Genomic DNA, 16,605 nt, shown 5'->3' with positions numbered 1-16,605 from the left:
GATAAACTATCGTTAAGTCTATCTTCTACTTCGTAATCGCTTAAACCATACCAACTCTGCAAAAGACACATTTTAAAAAGAAACAAACCATCATAGGAAGGCTTACCAACGGCACTTTTACCCCTGGAATAGTCCTTGTCTGTTATTTTTGAAATGCGATCCCAATCGATAAGAATATTTATTTGACTAAAAAATGTAGCTTTTATCTTTCTTGTACGTAAATCACAAATGCTATCTGAAAAAGCAGGTGTTATTTGTAGTTTCATAACTTAAATACACGCCTTAACAAGCTAACAAACAATGATATACATCCTAAGTTTGGGTCTTTGTTTTTGTCATGTACCTTGCAACGGTCTTAAATTTTTATTCAGACAAGCAACAAAAACAGAAACATAGCTCCGATACGGTTTTATTTTTGTATGAAATATTCATGAAAAAGAAACGAATTTAATGCGTCATTTGAATGTCAAAATGGCATGAAAAATGGTTTTGTGAAATTCCTCTATTACAATTCAAAAATTCTGGGCACATCTTTAAGAAACGAAACCGTCTAACTAAGTATTGTAACTCTTATTTTATTTTTATTTCAAAATTTTTATTTCCATTGAGCTCACCAATAAGAATATCATTTTCAGCAACTACTCCAACTCCAGAAGGTGTTCCTGTAAAAAGGACATCTCCTTTTTTTAAAGTAAGAAATTGTGACACATATTCAATAAGTTCGTCAATCTTCCACAACATAGAGTTTGAATTTCCCTCTTGAACAAGTTGATCGTTTTTTTTCATAGAAAAAGAAAGGTCTTGTAAATTTCCTAAAGTTTCTTTTGGCACAAATTCACCTAGTACAGCACTACCGTCAAAAGCTTTTGATTTTTCCCAAGGCAAGCCTTTTTCCTTACATATTCTTTGAACATCTCTAGCAGTAAAATCAATTCCTAAACCTAACTCATCATAGTATTTATGAGCGAATCTTGCATCTATATGCTTTCCTACTTTATTAATCTTTACCAAAATTTCTACCTCATAATGTATCTCACTGCTAAAGTCAGGTCTAAAAAAAGGCGTTTTTTTCGGTAAAATTGCCGAATCAGGTTTTAAGAAAAACACGGGTTCTGTAGGTCTTTCATTTTCTAATTCTTCAATATGCTTCTTGTAATTTCTACCAATACAAATAATCTTCATCGTTTTTTGTTTCTTTTTATTCTCCGGTCATTGGAAAAACAATTGCCTTATTTCCATCGACTATAATTTGATTATTTAAATGACAGCTTACAGCTCTTGCCAATACCATTGTTTCAATATCAGCGCCTATTTTCTTTAGAGAAATAGCTGAACTCTCATGAGTAACACGCTCTACACCCTGCTCGATAATCGGCCCTTCATCCAATTCCTCTGTTGCATAATGAGCCGTAGCTCCAATCAATTTAACACCTCGTTCGTATGCTCTTCTATAAGGATTTGCGCCTTGAAATGCCGGTAAAAATGAATGATGAATATTTATAATTTTACTTGGGTAATGATTGATAAAATCATTGGTTAATATTTGCATATATCTCGCCATCACAATCAAATCAATATCATTACTATCAAATAGCTCAATCAAATCGGTTTCTTGTGCTTTTCTTGTTTCCTTCGAGACAGGTAAATGATGAAACGGAATCCCGAACATCTCAGCAACTGGACGTAATTTTTCATGATTACTCACCACAATTTTAACATCACAAAAGAGTTTACCTTCCTTATGGCGGTGCAATAAATCGTAAATATTATGACTTGTATGTGACACCATAATTGCGATTTTTTGCTTTTTACGACCATAATCAACACTCCAAGTAATATTATACAAATCAGCCAATCTAGCAAACCGTTCTTCTAGCTGCTCTTTACTCAAAATTACGGAAACATCAGACGCTACACGTAATCTCATAAAAAAACGCTGTTCTTCTTCATTCGAATATTGCTGTGAACTTACAATATTAAACCCCTCTTGATAGAAAAAATGTGTCAATCTGGCAATGATTCCCTTTTGATCAAAACATTTAATTAAAAAGGTAACTATTTGTGGTTTCATTATTTTTATTTTCTTAAATTATTGATAAATACAGATCTTTAAACAATGTATTTTTTATCAAAATTAGGTTTTCTTTTTTCTAAAAAGGCATTTCTCCCTTCTTTAGCTTCCTCTGTCATATACGCTAAACGAGTTGCTTCACCAGCAAAAATCTGTTGACCAACCATTCCATCATCAGTTAAATTCATTGCGAATTTTAGCATTTTTATTGACATTGGAGATTTCTCTAAAATTTCTTGAGCCCACTCATAGGCAGTATCTTCTAACTCTTCATGTGGTATCACAGCGTTTACCATACCCATTTCAAAAGCATCTTGTGCAGAATAATTTCTCCCTAGAAAAAATATTTCTCTGGCTTTCTTTTGCCCTACCATTTTTGCCAAATACGCAGAACCATAACCACCGTCAAAGCTAGTTACATCCGCATCGGTTTGTTTAAAAATAGCATGTTCCTTACTCGCTAAAGTCAAATCACAAATCACATGTAAACTATGTCCACCACCAACTGCCCAACCTGGAACAACTGCTATAACAACTTTGGGCATAAATCGTATTAAACGTTGTACCTCAAGAATATTTAAACGATGTGCTCCATCATCACCAACATAACCTTTATGCCCACGAACCGATTGATCTCCTCCTGAGCAAAATGAATAAACTCCATCCTTTGTAGAAGGTCCCTCCGCTGAGAGCAAAATCACACCAATATCATTATCTTCTTGAGCATTATAAAAAGCATCATATAATTCTGTAGTAGTCCTTGGACGAAATGCATTTCTTACATTTGGTCTATTAAACGCTATCCTTGCCACATTTCCAGATTTCCTATAGGTAATATCTTTATATTCTTCTCCTAAGTGAATAGAAGGTTTAACAGGCTGCCAATTCGCATGTGTCATAATTGTTTTATTTAGGTTGTAAATATATAATAATTGAAAAAAGATTGAAAGTTTATTCCATAGTTACTTAAAAAACAATATCCCCCGCTTCATTAACATCGTTTAATCTGCAACTTTGCATTCTTTGAAGAAATCTTTAAAATTTAGAATCTCTGATACTAAACAAGGACGAAGAAAACCGTAGCCCCCATAATTACATGGTTATCTAAAATAATTTGCCTTTCAAATGCTTAAAAAAGCCAAAGACAATCCTGTAATTGAAGATGAGCCAATTGAGGAATAATTAAGCAACAACTAATCAAGCCTCAAAAAAGCCCAAAGAAATACAATAATCACTTATTTGCATTATAAAGTAAATAAGCCACTTTTTCTGATGCTCCCGAACCTCCAAGTTTCTCCTCTAAAACAGCATAGTTCTTCAATATTTCGTTTCGAAAATCGACTTCTAAAATTTTATTCAATTCTATTTTTAAATTAATTTTATTAAAATCGTTCTGAATCAACTCTTTAACCACCTCTCTATCCATAATTAAATTGACCAAAGAAATATATTTCAGTGTAATAATTTTTTTCGCTATTTGATAAGAAATACTACTGCTTTTATAACAAACTATCTGAGGAATTTTAAACAAAGCCGTTTCTAAAGTTGCTGTACCAGATGCCACTATGGCTACTTTAGCTATAGATAATAGATCATAGGTTTTATTAGCCACAAAACTGACATTATTTGTATAGATAAATGTATTATAAAATTCAAATTCCTGACTAGGAGCTCCGGCAATTACAAATTGATACTCTTTATATTCATCAACCAAAGAAAGCATTACAGATAACATTTTTGTAATCTCTTGTTTTCTACTTCCTGGCAACAAGGCAATAATCGGTTTTTTATTAAGCTTATTTTCCTTTCGGAAACAAACTTCATCCATAACTTTCCTGTTTGAAATCGCATCAATTAGGGGATGACCTACAAAATTCACATCAAAATCGTGTTTTTTATAAAATTCCTTTTCAAAAGGCAGAATAACATACATATTGTCAATATCCCTTTTGATATCAACCACACGTTTTGCTCTACTTGCCCATACTTGAGGAGATATATAATAATTGGTTTTAAAACCTTGTTCTTTTGCCCACTTTGCAATTCTTAAATTGAAACCAGAATAATCGATAAAAATAAGAACATCTGGCTGATAACTGGCAATGTCTTTTTTACAAAATTTGACATTTCCCAATATAGTAGGAAGATTCATTAAAATTTCAATAAAGCCCATAAACGAAAGTTCCTTATAATGCTTTACCAAAGTACCACCAACTTCTTCCATTAAATCACCTCCCCAAAATCGAAATTCAGCTTCTCGATCTTGTTTCTTTAAAGATTTCATCATATTAGATGCATGTAAATCTCCTGATGCTTCACCAGCAATAATATAATACTTCATAGTTATATAAATTTTGATAAAAGCGTTACCAATGCAATTACAATGGTAGCCAATAAAACTCCTTTAGCCCTTGCTTCTTGGTTTTTTTTCAGATAAACAAAAAACACAAAAATATTAGCGATCGCCCCCAAGGTAATAATTTGTCCATGTAAATCGCCATCTTGAATCATTTCAAATGTAGTCACAACATCAAATTTTGAAAACAACTCTATATACAGATAACTCCCAGCAAGTGTCGCTAATATTGCCACACAAAATCCAATAATTATTTCTTTTGGCGTACTCATTTTACAACTTCCAAGTATTTAATGTTTGTATAAAATGATGAGCTGTTAGATCAAATTGCACAGGTACAATAGTTACATAATTATTTTCTAAAGCAAATTCATCTGTGTCCTCTCCTCCGTCTAAATTCTCAAAAACACCTGTCAACCAATAATACTCTTTCCCCATAGGATTGATGCGTTTATCAAATTTCTCATTCCAATTAGCTCTTGCTTGTCGTGCTATTTTTATTCCTTTAAACGGTGTGTCTGATTTTTTAGGGAAATTCACATTTAAAACCACTCCATCTGGCAAACCATTATCCAAAACATTTTGTGTTATTTTTTTAACATAAGGTTCTAACCCTTCAAAATCCGCATCCAAATCATAGTCTAATAATGAAAAACCAATTGAAGGAATTCCTTCAATTCCAGCCTCTACAGCTGCACTCATGGTACCTGAATAAATCACATTAATAGATGCGTTGGACCCATGGTTGATCCCTGAAACGCATAGATCTGGTTTTCTTTTCAAGACTTCCTTAATTCCAATTTTCACACAATCTGCTGGTGTACCAGAACAGGTGTATTCTTGAATTGTTGAATTTTCCTTTGTCAATTTATTTATATATAAGGTCGCATCCAATGTTATCGCATGCCCTTTTCCGCTTTGAGGATTGTCTGGAGCAACCACTACAACATCTCCCATATCCTTCATTACTTCGATTAATTTACGAATTCCAGGTGCTGTTATACCATCATCATTTGTTACAAGTATCAAGGGTCTTTTGTCCATAAAAAAGGTTTAAAAAAACAAATTTACTATAATTTATACGATAGATGTTTGAATATTTAACATTTTCTAAAGATTAAATATATAGAGTATTTCGTACACTTGCATGGAGGTATAAATTAAGGATACTTATTAAGTACATCTTTTCAATGTTTTCCCATTTCATTACAAAAATTGGATGTATCTTAGTCGTAGCGCAATATAATAAACTAATTTGATCACTCTATAAAATACAATCATTTGAAAAAACATATATTTAGTCTTAAAAAGAAAATACAAGTTGCAGTAACTTTAATTCTCTTAATCGGAATTTTGTTTGGTTTTACTTATGAACCAACAATAAATCCTGACCCAAAAAAGGACAAAGTTCTTGTTGGTATACTGCGTTATATCTTAAAAAACGGACACTACCAACCCAAAGAGTTAAATGACGATTTTTCAATAGCTGTTTATACAAAATTTATTGATGAAATGGATCCTGTAAAAAGATATTTTATCAAAAGTGATTTAGAAGATTTTTCTCAGTTTAAATATATAATAGATGATCAGTTAAAACGTGAAGATCTTAGCTTTTACACATATGTGATGGATCGTTTTCAGTTGAGATTAGATGAAACTAGAGCCTATTATAAAGAAATTTTAGCAAATCCTTTTGACTTTGAGAAGATAGAAGTGATTAAAATGAATTATGATGAAATTGATTTTGCAAAGAATAAAAATAAATTGATTGATTCTTGGAGAAAGCAAATGAAATTTAATACCCTTAACAGGCTTCAACCCTTGATTGAAATTGAAGAAGACAAAGCTAAAGAGGATGAAAAATACATAAAAAAAGATTTTAAAACCTTAGAGATTGAAGCACGTAAAAAAACCTTGGAAAACATCAATGATTTCTACGAAAGGATTTCTGAATTAGATCATACCGACTGGTTTTCTACGTTTCTCAACTGTATGGTGGAAGAGTTTGACCCACATACAACCTATTTTCCACCAAGAATAAAAGAACAATTTGACATTAATATCTCTGGTAAAATTGAAGGTATTGGAGCTATATTACAGGAAAAAAATGATTACACTAAAATTGTTGAATTAGTCTCTGGAGGACCTGCTTGGAAACAAGGAGACCTTGAAGTTGGAGATATTATTCTAAAAGTGGCACAGAAAGATGAAGAAAGTGTTGATATCGTTGGAATGCGTTTGCACAATGCCATCAAACTTATAAAAGGTAAAAAAGGTACAGAGGTAATTCTTACAGTAAAAAAAGTTGACAACTCAATACAGCAAATTACCATCATTCGAGATGTAGTAGAACTAGAAGACACATTTTTAAAATCTAGTATTGCTATCAAAGACGGTAAAAAATATGGTCTAATCAATTTACCTAAATTCTATATTGACTTTGAGGATCCAGATGGAAGAAATTCTGGTTCAGATATGGAAAAAGAAATTGAAGCATTAAAAAAGGAAAATATCGAAGGCTTATTAATTGACCTTCGCAACAATGGTGGTGGCTCTTTAAAAACAGCTATTGAAATTGGAGGGTTATTTATTAATACGGGACCTATTGTTCAAGTTAAATACAGAGATAACAAACCTCTTGTAAAAAAAGATACAGATCCTAGAATGCAATGGGATGGTCCTTTAGTAATTCTAGTAAACGAATTATCTGCTTCTGCTTCTGAAATTTTAGCAGCAGCAATGCAAGACTATAAAAGAGCTATTATCATCGGAAGTAACCAAACATATGGTAAAGGAACCGTACAAAATGTTATTCCTCTAAACAAATATTACAACTATCCTGATGACCTAGGAGCTATTAAATTAACCATTCAGAAGTTTTACAGAATCAACGGTGGATCAACTCAATTAGAAGGTGTTCATTCTGACATCACTATGCCAGACAAATATAGTTACGTTGAAATTGGAGAAAGAGATCAAAATAACCCCTTAGGCTGGGATAAAATTGAAAAAGCAGAATATTCTGAAATGAACTTTTACAAAAATCTTGATGAAGTGATTAACGACAGTAAGATTAGAATTTTTGAAAGTGAAGAATTTAACAAAATTAATGAATACGCACTTTGGTTAAAAGATGCTCAAAACATCAATACTTTCTCTTTAAATTTTGATATAGCTTTAAAAGAAGACAAACAACATCAATCAGAAATTGATCAGTTTAAAGACGTGTTTAAACACAAATCTGAAATTGAATTTAAATCTTCATTAAATGAATTAACTTTAATCAAACTAGATAGTTCATTGGCTTTTAAACGTGAAGCATGGCATGTGAATCTTACAAAAGATATTTATATTGATGAAGCACTAACTGTATTAAGTGAGCTAGAACCCGTAAATTACAATCTTATTGCTAAAGAATAAGATTTGAATGAGAAATAATAATAGTTCTCTTAGCCATAAAGCAGTCCAGAAGTTTAAACAAAGTACTACTGGACTGTTATCGTTTACCTATGTTTTTTTCTGTGGATTTATCGCTGTATTTTGCTACCTAATTAGCCCAGACAACTCCAGTAACGCAAATCAAATGCACTTAGAAATCCATTCAAAAAAACCAGGATTTCAAACACCGATGCTAGAGATTCCTTCAGAAAACAAACAATCTACCTTTGACTTCTTATTAAACGGAAAATCAAACGCCAATATAGAAATCCCTATTTCTTCTTACAGAATTAGTAACGACAGCCTATATATAACTTCTGTTTCTAATAAAAACACAGAAACCTCTTATGCATTATCAAACTTCAACCTCCCTATTGAAAACTATATACAAACAAAAACCTTTTACTTTGGAACTGACAGGTATGGAAGAGATTTACTCAGTAGAATTTTAATAGGAACAAGAATATCATTCTTTATCGGTTTTATTGCTGTATTTATTTCACTATTTCTGGGGATTAGCATAGGAGCAACTGCTGGGTATTTTGGAGGAAAAACAGATGCATTTATCATGTGGCTGATTAATATCACTTGGTCCATTCCTACCTTATTATTAGTAATCGCAATTACCTTAGCCTTAGGTAAAGGGTTTTGGCAAGTATTTATTGCTGTCGGACTTACAATGTGGGTTGAAGTTGCTCGTGTAGTACGGGGTCAAATTTTAAGCGCAAAAAAACTTCAATACGTAGAAGCTGCAAAAGTTTTAGGTTTCTCAAATTTCAGAATTATTTTTAAGCATATCCTTCCCAATATTATGGCTCCTATTATTGTGATTTCTGCTGCAAACTTTGCGGGAGCAATCCTAATAGAGAGTGGTTTGAGCTTTTTAGGAATCGGAGCACAACCTCCTACTCCATCTTGGGGAGGAATTATTAAAGATCACTTCAATTATATCATTTTAGGAAAACCCTACCTAGCTGTCATTCCTGGTTTGGCTATTATGAGCTTAGTTATGTCATTTATGCTGATAGGAAACACACTCCGAGACGCTTTAGATGTTAAAAGAAATAGATAATACCCTCTTTTATTAAAACAAATACAAGGTCAATAAACCATTAATAATTTTGCGAGTTATTAACAAATCAATCTAATAACTTCTATTCCTTCGAACACCTTTCATCCATAAACATTGCTATATTTAATAAGAAAACACAAAGCAATATATGACGAAAACGAACACTACTAAGATATTTGTATTGGACACCTCAGTACTTCTATTTGATCACAATGCGATAAACAATTTCCAAGACAATAATGTGATTATACCTATCACTGTCTTAGAAGAATTAGACCATTTTAAAATTGGAAATGAAACCAAAAATTTTGAAGCGAGATCTGTTATTAGGTTTTTGGATAAAATCTCTGATAAAGAGGGATTAAACAGCTGGATTTCTTTAGGTAAAAACAGAGGCAATTTAAAAATTGCTATGGTTACGTTAAAACTTGACATAGATGCAGAAACCGTATACGGTGCCAAAAAAAACGACCACAAAATTATCAATGCTGCTTTAGAAGCACAACAAGCATATACCAAAGCAAAGGTTACTCTTGTAACCAAAGATATCAACCTTAGAATCAAATCAAAAGCTATCGGTTTATCCGCAGAAGATTATTTGACAGGCAAGGTTAAGAATATTAAAAATATTTTTGACGGAGTTGCTGATTTAGATAATATCGATCCTACTTTTATTAAAAACCTTTACGATCACAATAAAATCGACGAAGATGGTATACTTAAAGATGAAAAAACTGCCAATGGATATTATATATTAAACAAATCTTCTGACTCCGTTTTAGCAAGGTATAATAGCAAAACCAAACAGGTAGAGCGTATTGAAAAAACTTATGCTTATGGTATCAAACCTAAAAATGCAGAACAAACTTTTGCACTAGATGCTTTGTTAAACCCAGATATTAAATTAATTGCTTTGCAAGGTGTTGCCGGAACAGGAAAAACCCTGCTTGCCTTGGCTTCTGCATTAGAACAAAAAAACAAATTTGATCAAATTATTTTATCTCGACCAATTATTCCATTAAGCAATAGAGACATCGGTTTTTTACCAGGAGGAGCTGACGAAAAAATATCTCCCTATATGCAACCTTTATGGGATAATCTGAAATTTATCAAATCTCAATTTAGAGAAAACGAACGCAAAAGAAAAATTTTAGATGAGATGGAAACTAGTGGCTACTTAACACTAACTGCACTCGCTTTTATTCGCGGTCGTAGCTTGAGTAATGTGATGTTTATTGTTGATGAAGCACAAAATCTTACTCCACATGAAATCAAAACTATTATTACTAGAGCTGGAGAAGGAACAAAGATAATTTTCACTGGAGACATCAATCAAATTGACACTCCATATATGGACGAGCAAAGTAACGGCTTGTCTTATATAATTGACAAACTAAAAGGACAAGAACTGTTTGCTCATATAAAATTAGAAAAAGGAGAACGATCAGAATTGGCAAACCTTGCGAATAAGTTATTATAAAGGATTAAAATAAGATCTCCAAACTCATGTTAAAAGGCAAATGTTTTCAACAATTGCCTTTTTTTTGTTCAAAACATTTCTTTGTCCACCTTTCTATTTATAATATATTTGCTATGCTTACAAGTAAGCATAGCAAATAAATTGCTTCTCGCAAAACAAATAGTAACAAGTTGTAGATACAACCTATTACAATGACAGATTAAAACAGACTAACAATGAAATTTATAGCATCTAGTTCTCTATTATTAAAACAACTTCAAATATTAGGAGGAGTTATTAACAACAACAATACCTTGCCTATTTTGGATAATTTTTTGTTTGAATTGAAACAGAACGAATTGACAATTTCTGCTTCTGATTTAGAAACGACAATAATCTCTACTATTGATGTTGAATCAGAATCTAACGGAAGTATTGCTATTTCTGCAAGATTATTATTGGACACTTTAAAAACTTTTCCGAACCAACCATTAACTTTTAAGACAGATGAGAAAAACACAGTTGAAATTAGTTCAGAGCAAGGAAAATACGACATGGCTTATTTTGACGGTGAAGAATTCCCTAAAACCATTTCTTTAGACAAACCAAGTTCAACATCAATTCCAGCTGTCATTTTAAGTACTGCTATTTCCAAAACGATTTTTGCAACGGGTAATGATGATTTAAGACCTGTAATGAGCGGTGTCTTTTTCCAGTTTAAGACAGATAGTTTAACATTTGTTGCCACCGACGCTCATAAACTAGTAAAATACACAAGAACGGATATTGTTGCAAATGAAGCAGCTGAATTCATCATGCCTAAAAAGCCTTTGAATTTATTAAAAGGAATTTTAGGATTTAATAATACGAATGTAATCATTGAATACAACAATACAAACGCTAAGTTTGTGTTTGATAATATTGTCTTAATTTGTCGTTTGATCGATGGGAAATACCCTAATTACGACGCAGTAATCCCTAAAGAAAATCCAAACAAATTAACGGTAGACAGAGCGTCATTCTTAAACTCGACAAAACGTGTTTCTATTTTTTCTAGTAAAACTACACACCAAATTCGCTTAAAAATGGCAGGTACGGAATTAAATATTTCAGCTGAAGATATTGATTACGCAAACAAAGCAGACGAAAGATTAAATTGTGATTACCAAGGAGACGATATGCAAATTGGTTTCAATTCACGTTTTTTAACAGAAATGTTAAGCAATCTTACTTCAGAAGAAGTATTGATTGAAATGTCTTTACCAAATAGAGCAGGAATCTTAACACCTGTTGACGGGAATGAGGATGGTGAACAAATTACAATGCTTGTAATGCCAGTAATGCTAAATAGCTAAGACTAAATTCGTCTTCTAAATATAAGAGCCCTGTAACTTTTTAGTTGTGGGGCTTTTCCTTTTAAAAGAATAAAATTCGTAAAAAAACATAATTAATTACACCCTTCTTTATTATTTCTTTTTAACACTAACAATTATTGTATCTTCCATGAATGAACTTTTTAGCACATTTATACTTAGCAAAAGACAATCCAGAAAGGAAAATAGGGAATTTTATCGCAGATGCAATAAAAGGCTCTAATTATGTACATTTGCCGATTGAAATTCAAAAAGGAATTATTCACCACAGAGCAATCGACACTTTTACGGATACTCATGAGGTTGTAAAACAAAGCAAACGCCGATTACACAAAAGATATGGGCATTTTAAAGCTGTAATCATAGATATATTATACGATCACTATTTGGCAAAAAACTGGTTGGAATATTCAGATACATCTTTGAATACTTTTACGCAAGACAGCTACCAATTGTTACATGATAACTTTGACATACTTCCTGACAAAACACAATATTTATTGCCTTATATGAAAAAACAAAACTGGCTATACAATTATAGAACCATTGAAGGTATATCTAAAATTCTTTGGGGCATGAATAAAAGAACTAAAGGAATTTCTCAAATGGATCTTGCTAAAGAGGATCTTATTTCTAATTACCAAGAATTTGAGAGTGATTTTAATATATTCTTTATCGAATTACAAAATTTCTCTAATGATTATATCCAAAAGGATTTGGCCAGCAAGATTCTATATAAAAATAAACTACCCATAACTTTCCCCTAAATAATTTAATAGATTTTTAGTAATATTGTAATTCTTACGATAAACTAAATTGTACGAAAAAAACACTAAAAAGAAATTATGGACGCAAAAACGTTTTCTAATGGAATTGTTAGAGCTTTACTAACCGTAACTGGCACCATCCTATTTATTTATTTTTTATACACTATACAATCTGTGATTGTTTATTTGGTTATAGCTGTAGTCATAAGTTTGATTTCACGGCCTTTTATGAGTTTTTTTAAAAAAAAATTAAAATTACCCAACACCATAGCTGTTATTATTACCATGTCGTTTTTCTTAATTTTAGTAACAGGACTTATCGGAATGTTTATTCCTCTAGTTTTAAAACAAGGTGAAAATTTATCTCTTTTAAATACAGATGAATTTAAATCAACGATAGAAAAAATATTCCTAAAAGTAAATATTTTCTTTTTAAATAAAGGAATCAATATTTTTGACGAGTTAAAAAATCTTGATTTATTATCGAAATTAAAAAACATTCCAGATATATTTACGGCTATCATTAGCGGAATTGGTTCTTTAGCAATGGGACTTTTTTCAGTTTTGTTTATTACCTTTTTCTTGTTAAAAGACAGTGAAATTGTGCACAACAGCTTCTTCGCTTTTATTTCAGATACTAATGTAAAAAGAGTAGAAAAATCAGTAAATACTATCAAAGAACTATTATCTAGATACTTTTTAGGTCTAATCTGTCAAATTACAATACTATTTGTAATTTACACCGCAGTCCTTTTAATTTTCGGTATAGAAAACGCTCTTGTCATCGCTTTTATCTGCGCCCTTTTAAATTTAATTCCTTACGTCGGTCCTTTAATTGGCGGAGCCTTGATGTTTGTTTTAACAATGACCGAGAATTTAGGCTTGAATTTTCAAAATGAAACACTTCCAACAACCATGTATGTTATGACAGGTTATTTTATAGCACAATTGATAGATAATTTCTTTAGTCAGCCCATTATATTTTCTAAAAGTGTAAAATCTCATCCTTTAGAAATTTTCTTGATCATTATCGTCGGTGGGTTATTGTTCGGAATTGTTGGTATGATTGTCGCAGTACCCTCCTATACAGCAATAAAAGTAATACTTAAAGAGTTTTTATCAGACAACAAAATTGTTATATCACTCACCAAAGACCTATAACCATAAACAAAACTTTGTGAACACCCAATTATTCAACTCTGAGGTTCAATGTTTTATTCAAGAAAATTTAAAAAACAATCTAAATAATCTTGTATTAAAAGGAAGCCCTTTTCCTGAAGTCAGCACTCAAGAACTGGCACAACAAATTGAAGGAAAACAAAAGGCAAAAAAAAAATTACCTCTTTGGTTTAAAACTGAAAACATATATTATCCTAAAAAATTAAACTTAGAACAAACTTCATCAGAATCAACCGCTCTTTATAAAGCAAAATTAATCTTTGGAGAGTCAATTATTGATCTTACTGGTGGTTTTGGTATTGATTGCACTTTTTTTTCTGAGTTTTTTAAAGAAGTACATCATTGTGAAATGAATTCAGAACTTTCAGATATTGTTACATCCAACTGTCAACGTTTGAATATTAAAAATATCATTACACATAAAGGAGATAGCTTAAAAGTCATTAAAAATTTAAATAAAAAATTTGATTGGATTTATATTGACCCATCTCGAAGAAACGATATTAAGGGGAAAGTATTTTTATTAAACGATTGCTTACCGAATGTCCCTAATAACTTAGATGCTTTTTTTGAGTATTCGGATCAAATATTAATTAAAATCTCACCAATACTTGACATAACAAGTACAATTAACGAATTGAAATTTGTTAAAGAAATTCATATTATTGCGTTAGAAAACGAAGTAAAAGAGCTTCTTTTTATTTTAGAGAAGGGATATGCTGATACGATTATAATAAACACTATAAATATACTTAAAGAGAAAAAACAAAGTTTTTGTTTTGAATATGGCTCAACTCAACAAGGTAGATATGGTTTAGCCGAAAATTATCTATATGAACCCAATGCTGCTATAATGAAATCAGGAGGATTTCAAGAGGTGTCATCTCAATTAAATCTTGCTAAACTACATCAGCATTCACACCTATACACTTCCACCGAATTGTATAAAGATTTTCCAGGAAGAATATTTAAAATTGATGCTGTTTTAAATTATGATAAGAAAAAAATCATGAAACTTTTACCTGATAAAAAAGCGAATATTACTACTAGAAATTTCCCGGAAACTGTTGCTCAGATACGAAAAAAGACAAAAATTAAAGATGGTGGAAATATCTATTTATTCTTCACTACCAATATTGAAAACAACAAAAAGGTATTAGCTTGTTCTAAACTATAGATTTTTCATGTAACTAAACGCAGGTCAATATAAATAAAAATCGTCAGCAAGAATACCATAATAAAACAGATGTTAAATTAACTTATATAGAAAATCCATCATTGTCTTTTTCACAATCATGAAAATATAACCTTAAGTTCTAAAACCACGTTCCCAAAGTATATAATATGTATTTTTGCAAAGAATTAAACAATCACTTATGTTTGTAAAAGTAAAAACATCTAAAGAGTCTTCTGTTACTATTACGGAATTAATGCTTCCATCAAATTCTAATTTCAGCGGAAAAATCCATGGAGGTTATATCTTAAATTTAATGGATCAAATTGCTTTTGCATGTAGTTCTAAATATTCTGGTAAATATTGTGTTACAGCTTCAATTAATACTGTTGATTTTTTAAACCCTGTTGAAGTTGGTGAATTACTGACCTTAAAGGCAAGAGTAAATTATGTTGGAAAAACTTCTATGACTGTGGGGATTCGTGTTACTTCAGAAAACATTCATACAGGGGAAATTAAACATTGCAACTCTTCCTATTTTTTAATGGTTGCTAAAAATGATGACGGAAGTAATGCAGAAGTTCCAAAATTAAAATTGATGAGTAAAGAAGGTGTACGAAGGTTTATAAGATCCTTAGATCGTCTGAATATGAAAAGGCAGAGAAAACGAAATTTCCATAAAGATGAATTCTCGTACGAAAAGTACAAAGACGAAATAAAAAAACACAATGTAATTATTGAGTTACAAGACGATTAAAACAGGGCATAATCATCTTTTTACATTTAAGCTTTTAGCAAATATTATCGATTCTACGCAGCTTTCTGTGTTTTAGTTTAATTGATGATTTTTTGAGGATTTATTTTTCATTAGTTTACGATACCGTCTTAAATAAAATAGAATTTCCCATTCAATTAAACACATTTCAAACTGAGTTATGTCAATGGACTAGGACAACTTGCTTACACTACCCTCTGAGGAGATTCCATTTGATAATTCATTTTTTTAAAAATTATCAATTTCTTTCCTGGTTTATGCCCTGAATTCACCGAATTATTCAGAAAAGAAGGATACTTATTAAATTATGAGGTTGATTTATGTCGTTTTTGTGGGGGGGAGGTAATACCAAATGAATTTCAGAGTGGTTGATAATAAATTTGAATTATTATTTTCTTTAGATGAAATAAAAAATAGAATCATAGCCTAGTTACGGTTCTATTTTATATTGAAATATAAAGAAAATAGAAACTAATTTAATCAATCATTTTGATGTTTAATTGGTATAACTCGATTAAAACAATAATTTTTCTTACTGTTCGAGACTACAAGGTAAAGTTATTTATTATTATAAGAATTAAAATAAATATATCACTCTACTGAAAGTCAATTAATTAATAAAGACCGTTGCGTAATGCTCTCATCAATTTTAGATTTCAATTTTGACTTTTTTAATCTAAAATTTATGTTTTTTTTCATTATTTTCATTGTTTATGTTAGTTATGGATCTATTTTTTGGTTCATTTTCCTTTATTTTTCAGAATTAGTGGCAATTATCCCAGGACTTCTATATAAATTGCCTGAGTTATACGCCTAGTGTCTGTTTTATGTTTTTTTGATATTTAGGTTTTTGTAGTACCATTCTAAGAATTGTTTTATGAAAAATGGATTCTTTGTATTGTGACCTATTAATTCTAAAACAAAATTCATCAAAGTAAGCT

15 protein-coding genes and 1 pseudogene are annotated in these 16,605 nt (G+C 31.0%); 8 read left to right on the top strand and 8 right to left on the bottom strand.

The genetic code is table 11. The annotated features are described in order from the left end of the window. The 7 genes from V5787_RS12305 to surE form a co-directional block, all read right to left on the bottom strand. A partial coding sequence (locus V5787_RS12305; RefSeq protein WP_336893501.1) for a transposase occupies positions 1–266 on the bottom strand: 266 nt, incomplete at its 3' end. 304 nt (positions 267–570) lie between these two features. Beyond that, a complete protein-coding gene (locus tag V5787_RS12300) occupies positions 571–1,182 on the bottom strand; it encodes a fumarylacetoacetate hydrolase family protein (RefSeq protein ID WP_336893500.1) in 612 nt (203 codons plus the stop codon). A 16-nt stretch (positions 1,183–1,198) separates the two neighbouring features. Then, complete coding sequence (purU, locus tag V5787_RS12295) at positions 1,199–2,071, bottom strand: formyltetrahydrofolate deformylase (protein ID WP_336893499.1); 873 nt, start codon at positions 2,069–2,071, stop codon at positions 1,199–1,201. A gap of 38 nt (positions 2,072–2,109) precedes the next feature. Then, complete coding sequence (locus V5787_RS12290) at positions 2,110–2,970, bottom strand: 1,4-dihydroxy-2-naphthoyl-CoA synthase (protein ID WP_336893498.1); 861 nt, start codon at positions 2,968–2,970, stop codon at positions 2,110–2,112. A 332-nt stretch (positions 2,971–3,302) separates the two neighbouring features. After that, positions 3,303–4,412 (bottom strand): lipid-A-disaccharide synthase, encoded by a 1,110-nt coding sequence (gene lpxB / locus V5787_RS12285; protein WP_336893497.1) that lies wholly within the window; start codon positions 4,410–4,412, stop codon positions 3,303–3,305. A gap of 2 nt (positions 4,413–4,414) precedes the next feature. Beyond that, positions 4,415–4,699 (bottom strand): hypothetical protein, encoded by a 285-nt coding sequence (locus V5787_RS12280; protein ID WP_336893496.1) that lies wholly within the window; start codon positions 4,697–4,699, stop codon positions 4,415–4,417. Between the two features lies 1 nt (position 4,700). Beyond that, entirely contained in the window at positions 4,701–5,471 is a 771-nt protein-coding gene (gene surE, locus V5787_RS12275) for a 5'/3'-nucleotidase SurE (RefSeq protein WP_336893495.1), read from the bottom strand. A gap of 237 nt (positions 5,472–5,708) precedes the next feature. Between surE and V5787_RS12270 the strand changes: the two genes are divergently transcribed. From V5787_RS12270 to V5787_RS12235, 8 genes are all read left to right on the top strand, one after another. Beyond that, positions 5,709–7,847 carry a carboxy terminal-processing peptidase gene (locus V5787_RS12270; protein ID WP_336893494.1) on the top strand — a complete coding sequence of 713 codons (2,139 nt, stop codon included), beginning with the start codon at positions 5,709–5,711 and terminating at the stop codon, positions 7,845–7,847. Between the two features lie 7 nt (positions 7,848–7,854). After that, positions 7,855–8,937, top strand: coding sequence for an ABC transporter permease (locus V5787_RS12265; RefSeq protein WP_336893493.1), 1,083 nt, complete (start codon positions 7,855–7,857; stop codon positions 8,935–8,937). Positions 8,938–9,085: 148 nt separating this feature from the next. After that, positions 9,086–10,417 carry a PhoH family protein gene (locus V5787_RS12260; protein WP_336893492.1) on the top strand — a complete coding sequence of 444 codons (1,332 nt, stop codon included), beginning with the start codon at positions 9,086–9,088 and terminating at the stop codon, positions 10,415–10,417. A gap of 215 nt (positions 10,418–10,632) precedes the next feature. Further along, on the top strand, positions 10,633–11,751 hold the full coding sequence (gene dnaN / locus V5787_RS12255; RefSeq protein ID WP_336893491.1) for a DNA polymerase III subunit beta: 1,119 nt from the start codon (positions 10,633–10,635) through the stop codon (positions 11,749–11,751). Between the two features lie 152 nt (positions 11,752–11,903). After that, positions 11,904–12,536, top strand: coding sequence for an acyl carrier protein phosphodiesterase (locus tag V5787_RS12250; protein ID WP_336893490.1), 633 nt, complete (start codon positions 11,904–11,906; stop codon positions 12,534–12,536). Between the two features lie 78 nt (positions 12,537–12,614). Next, on the top strand, positions 12,615–13,697 hold the full coding sequence (locus tag V5787_RS12245) for an AI-2E family transporter (protein ID WP_336893489.1): 1,083 nt from the start codon (positions 12,615–12,617) through the stop codon (positions 13,695–13,697). A gap of 16 nt (positions 13,698–13,713) precedes the next feature. Continuing rightward, positions 13,714–14,892: a class I SAM-dependent methyltransferase gene (locus V5787_RS12240; RefSeq protein WP_336893488.1), complete on the top strand. Its 1,179-nt coding sequence runs from the start codon at positions 13,714–13,716 to the stop codon at positions 14,890–14,892. 199 nt (positions 14,893–15,091) lie between these two features. Next, positions 15,092–15,646, top strand: a complete 555-nt coding sequence (locus V5787_RS12235) for an acyl-CoA thioesterase (RefSeq protein WP_336893487.1) — start codon at positions 15,092–15,094, stop codon at positions 15,644–15,646. A gap of 823 nt (positions 15,647–16,469) precedes the next feature. On the opposite strand, the pseudogene V5787_RS12230 reads toward V5787_RS12235, so the two are convergent. After that, positions 16,470–16,605 (bottom strand): annotated as a pseudogene (locus tag V5787_RS12230) (IS1595 family transposase); the annotation flags it as partial.

It is taken from the genome of Flavicella sp., assembly GCF_037132785.1.
Taxonomy (GTDB): Bacteria; Bacteroidota; Bacteroidia; order Flavobacteriales; family Flavobacteriaceae; genus Flavicella.
The sequence above is the reverse complement of the archived record's forward strand: the minus strand, read 5'-3'. Positions and strand labels throughout refer to the sequence as shown.